Origin of the sequence: Protofrankia sp. Cas8, from assembly GCF_963555845.1 — a bacterium.
Taxonomy (GTDB): domain Bacteria; phylum Actinomycetota; class Actinomycetes; order Frankiales; family Frankiaceae; genus Protofrankia.
The window spans coordinates 1-4,785 of sequence record NZ_CAUVXI010000036.1; the positions used below are offsets into that span (position 1 = coordinate 1).

The window sequence follows — 4,785 nt, forward strand, 5'->3', positions numbered from 1 at the left end:
GAACGGTCCGGAGTCCGCCGTCCGGAGCCTCGCGGGAGCGGTCGACGCTCAACCCGACGGAGGGCTCGGATCGGCTTTGTTGCATTACGCGAAGGCAGGACATGGCAAGCTCTGTCGGACCGATGATCAGATCGTCAGGGTGAGCTCGGCGACGGCAGCCGGCAGCCGCAGGTGCGGGTCGGTGTCGACCCTGAGTTTGTAGTGGCCGCGGCGGATGTTCTCCCGCGAACGCATGCCCGGAACTGACCGGCTGGGCGGAGCGGAAGCGTTTCAGCCCGCGCATCGGCCGCAACCGGGCTTTCAGCTGGCTGTGATCGGACTCGATCCGGTTGTTCGCCCGCCGGGTATCAAGGTGATGGGCAGTGGGCAGCAGCGGGATTCAGCCGCGGGCGGTGTACCCGGGGCGCAGGTGGTCGATCAGCACGTCGGCCAGCGACACGGCCCAGCCGGTGTCGGTGCGGGTGTAGACCGGCGCGGGTCGGATCGCGCGGCGACCCGGGCGAGCAGGGCGACGATGTCCGGAGCCGGTGGCGGTGTCGTGCCGTCGAGGGGGAGGACACCGACGACGCCGCCGTCGTGACCGTGGGCGCGGGCGTAGCCGCGGTTCGCCGGCCAACCGACCACCTCCCAGGCGGCCACCGAGAGCCCGCGGGTGGCCAGGCCCGCCGCGACCGCCGCGAGATCCACCACCTGACCGTCACCTATCACATCCATGAGGTCACTGTATGTGCTGGCCGGGGTGAGTGCCACGCGACACAGCCACCCCGGAGGGGCCGACTACTGCCGGGCGCAACCACTGGTGCACCCACGGACACGCCGCGGACAATAGGGGGCATGGACACGCCCGGACCGCACCGCTTCGAGTACACCGCGGACCTCCACCGGCTCCGTCTCCTGCTTGCCGCGCTTGCCGACCAGACCAGTCAGATCCTCACCGAGGCGACCGTCGCGGTGACCGCACGGGCCGCCACCGCCGGCGTGCACTCCGCCACCGTCGGGCTGCGCGCCGCCTGCCAGACATTGGACGACGACCTGGTCGTCCTGCTGGCCCGCCAAAGCCCGGTCGCCGGCGACCTGCATCTGGTCATGGCCAGCCTGCGGATCACCATGGCGGTACAGCGGATGGGAGAACTCGCCGACCACATTGCCGCCATCGCCGATCTCCGCGCCCCCACCGTGACGGTCCCCGCCGGCCTGCGACCCACCCTCACCGGCCTCGGCCGGCTGTGCGCCGACCAGGCCCACCGCCTCGCCGACGCGCTGCGCGCCGACGACCCGGTCGCCGCCGCCGGATGCGTCGTCGCCGGCGACGACCCCATCGACCGCATCCACCGCCAGCTGATGACCACCGTCACCGACCCCGACTGGCCCCACGGCGTCCAACGGGCCGTGGACCTCACCCTGCTGTCGCGTTACTACGAGCGCTACGCCGACCAGGCCGCCACCGCCGCCCGCCGCCTCACCCGTCTGCACCGGCTCCCGCCCCTGCCCGATGGCCTCTTGCTGTCCCCCCAGATGGGAATCCACCCCCGGTAGGCTCCACGGCGATTGGCGCGCCAGCGCCACGCGCAGCCGTCGCGCGGCGCGGCACGTGCCGCTCCTTGCGCCAGAAGGTCACCACCCGGCCATCGATGACCAGCGGCTGATCGATGTCCGGGAGAAGGCGCACGGCCGGAAAATCGATGCTCGCGAACCACCGTGCTACGGCGACCTCTTTGGTCACGTCCGGCAGGTAGTCGACCGTTCGCGCGATCCGGGCGACCACCGGTGGCGAGTCGAGACAGATGATTGCGTTTTCGCCGAGCCGCATCGGCCGGGCATCCGCAGCATCAAGACCGACCACGGCACAGGCGTGACCGAGGGTTCGTAGCGCGTCGGCCCAGCCGAACCGGTCGCCGTCAGCGGCCGTCCGGCCGGATCCGTCGGCGGCGACCACGATCTCAGGTTAGCTGCTGGGCAATGGCGAGGCGCCGAATGATCGTGTGGACGGGCTCGTGGCGTTACGTGCTGTGATTGTCCGGCCCGTCGCGCCGATAGCCGGTGCCCTCAGGCCTGTCGGGGAAGCGATCGGAGCCACCGCAAGGGCGGAGTATCCTGCCCGGCATCACGCAATGCCACAGATTGCTCGCGTTACCGGGTGTCCGGGCGAATCGATGTGCGGGGGTACAGTGCCGAACGAGCCTGGTGTAGATCTTGCCGTGGTGATCAGAACGGTGCGTGCGCAGTTCACGCAGGCGTTGGCCGATGGTGCCGCGGGTGAGATCGACTTCGCGGTCGGTGAGATCAGTCTTGAGTTTCAGGTGGCGGTGACGACTTCTGGTGAGGTCACGACCGGTGCGAAGTTCTGGGTGCTGTCCGCGGATGCCGCGGCCAAACGTGACGTCGGTTCGGTACACCGGCTGGCGGTCACGTTGACCCCAGGGCGGCGGATGCCGGACGGCACGGTGGTGTCGTTGCACGTGGCGGACGCCGTGGCCAAGCGGCCGGCCTAACGCCACGTCTGAGCTGATCGGGGGCATCTGGTGGGGCTTGATGCGGCACGGATCGTCGAGGTGTACGCGGCCGGGAAGGTCGGCTCCGGGTATGCGGTGACGGACAGGCTGGTGCTGACCGCTGAACATGTCGTGGCGGCCGGCGCAGGTTCCTGCGAGGTCCGCCCGCTCGGGTCGGCGCAGTGGTTGAGCGCGGCGGTCGTCTGGTCGGATGAGTCGTGCGATGGTGCGCTACTGAAGGTCGCCGGCCGGCCGTGGGCGGCGGTGACGAGCGGCGTCGGATGGGGTCGCCTCGATGAGCGGCGCGTCGACGCCGAACCCGTGAGCGCGGTGACGGTCGGGTTTCCCTGGGCGAAGGCCCGTCCCGACGGGGTCCGCGGCAGCGAGTCAGCACTTGGCTCTGTGACGTGGGAGTTCAAAAGCGGCCGGCTGGATTTCTCGGTGCAGTCCCCGTCGCCACGGCTGCGCCAACCGTCACCGAACGGCGAGCCGATGTCCGCGTGGGCGGGGATGTCCGGCGGGCCGGTGTTCGCCGGCGGTCTGCTGGTCGGAGTGGTCACCGACGACGCTGTCCGCTTCAACGGCCGGCTGATCGTCAGCCCGGTCGCCGGGCTGCTGGCGGCCGGGCTGGGCACGCGGCTGGGGGAACTGACGGGCGGGCAGCCGCCCCCGCTGGAGGACCTGGCCGGGCCGGTGCGCATCGCGGCCGGTGCCGGCCGGGTCGTCGAGTTGACCGTGCCGTACGAGCCGCTGCCGGACTGGTCGGCGCCGGACGCCACACCGGCCCGACTGCTGCGGCCGGAACACGGGGTAGTGCCGTTTGCCGGCCGGGACGACATGGTCGACGAGCTGGTCGACTGGTGTGTCACCCCGGGCGCCGGGATCCCGGCGCGCCGGGACCGTTTCCGCCTCACGGTCGTCACGGGTGGGGGTGGGACGGGGAAGACCCGGCTGGCCGCCGAGGTGTGCGCCCGGCTCACCGGCACAGGCCTGGACTGGGACGCCGGGTTCGTCCGGGAGACCGCCGGCGCCGCCGGGTCGGCGGTGGACCGTGCGACGCTGCTGGTCGTCGATGACGCCGACCTCGCCGGACCGTTGCTCCCCGACCTCATCGATGCGCTCACCCGGTCGCGGGTGCGGGTCCGGCTGCTGCTGCTGGCCCGTCACCTCGACCGGGACGCCGGCTGGTGGAACACACTCGACCGGGACACCAAGGGTGCCGCCGGCGGGCTGCTGGACGGGGTTGTCGCGCTGTCCGACCGGCCGCTTGACGCGCAGGCCCGCGACCAGCACGCCGCCGCGGCCGCCGCCGCGTTCGCCCCCTTTGGCCCGGACACCGCGCCTGCCGCGGTGCCCCGGCTGTCAGCCGAGGCGTTCGACAATGCGCTCCTGGTCCACATGACGATGTTGCTGGCGACCGTGGACCGCGACCCACTGCCCGACACCACCACCGGGGACGTCCGCGGCAAGATCCTGCATGGTGTGTTGAATCTGGAACGCGCCCGCTGGTCGAAAGGCCTGCATCACCGCGAGCTCGGCTCGTTCGCGGTGGAGGCCGACGACAGTCCCGCCGACGCGGCGGCCGTGCACGCGGTTGTCATGACTACGCTCACCGCCCCGGTATCCCAGCCGGACACGGTCACCGTGCTGGGCGCGGTAGCCGGGTTGGATGGCGAGACAGCCCGCACCCTCACAGCGATCTACCGGTGGCTGCGGTCGGTGTACCCCGCGCCGGGCGGCGGTGTCGGACCGCTGCGCCCGGACCTGCTGGCCGAACAGCTCCTCACCGAGACCGCCGGGCTCGCCGACCTCGCCACCGCGGCCGTCTCGATCCTGCTCGCTACCCGTACCGACGGAGCCGGCCGGCTGACCGACCAGGCCCACCGATCCCTCGCCGGCCTGCTCGACGAGCTCACCCGCGCCGCCGGCCGCCCGCCGGTACGTACGGCGACCGAAGGACTCCTCGACGCCACCCTGCCCGACCTGGTCACCACTACCGTCGCCCACCGCAACGACGACCCGGTCTCTGCGCTACCGTCCGCTCTCGCCGGTACGCTCACCGCCGCGCCCCGACCCGCCAGCGCCCCCGCCGCGTTGGCCGGTCTGCCCCACCCGAGCCGGGCACTAGCCGAGCTCGCGGTCGTCCTTGCCGGGCAGACTGTCACCCACCACCGCCAGACCGCCGATACCAGGACCCCCGCGACCGATGCTCTCGCGGGGTCGCTGAACAACCTGGCGATCCGACTGTCGGCGGTGGGCCGGCGCGCCGAGGCGCTCGCCCCCGCCACCGAAG

The 4,785-nt window shown here is 71.9% G+C and carries 4 protein-coding genes and 1 pseudogene; 3 read left to right on the forward strand and 2 right to left on the reverse strand.

The window, feature by feature from the left end; all coding sequences use genetic code 11:
• Nucleotides 1-126: 126 nt before the first annotated feature.
• Nucleotides 127-373 (reverse strand): annotated as a pseudogene (locus tag U9977_RS08045) (DDE-type integrase/transposase/recombinase); the annotation flags it as partial.
• Between the two features lie 44 nt (nucleotides 374-417).
• Nucleotides 418-750, reverse strand: coding sequence for a hypothetical protein (locus tag U9977_RS08050; RefSeq protein ID WP_322748564.1), 333 nt, complete (start codon nucleotides 748-750; stop codon nucleotides 418-420).
• 84 nt (nucleotides 751-834) lie between these two features.
• Between U9977_RS08050 and U9977_RS08055 the strand changes: the two genes are divergently transcribed.
• From U9977_RS08055 to U9977_RS08065, 3 genes are all read left to right on the forward strand, one after another.
• Nucleotides 835-1,536, forward strand: a complete 702-nt coding sequence (locus U9977_RS08055; RefSeq protein WP_322748565.1) for a phosphate signaling complex PhoU family protein — start codon at nucleotides 835-837, stop codon at nucleotides 1,534-1,536.
• 632 nt (nucleotides 1,537-2,168) lie between these two features.
• A complete protein-coding gene (locus U9977_RS08060) occupies nucleotides 2,169-2,492 on the forward strand; it encodes a trypco2 family protein (protein WP_322748566.1) in 324 nt (107 codons plus the stop codon).
• A 30-nt stretch (nucleotides 2,493-2,522) separates the two neighbouring features.
• On the forward strand, nucleotides 2,523-4,785 hold a 2,263-nt coding region (locus tag U9977_RS08065), incomplete at its 3' end, for a serine protease (protein WP_322748567.1).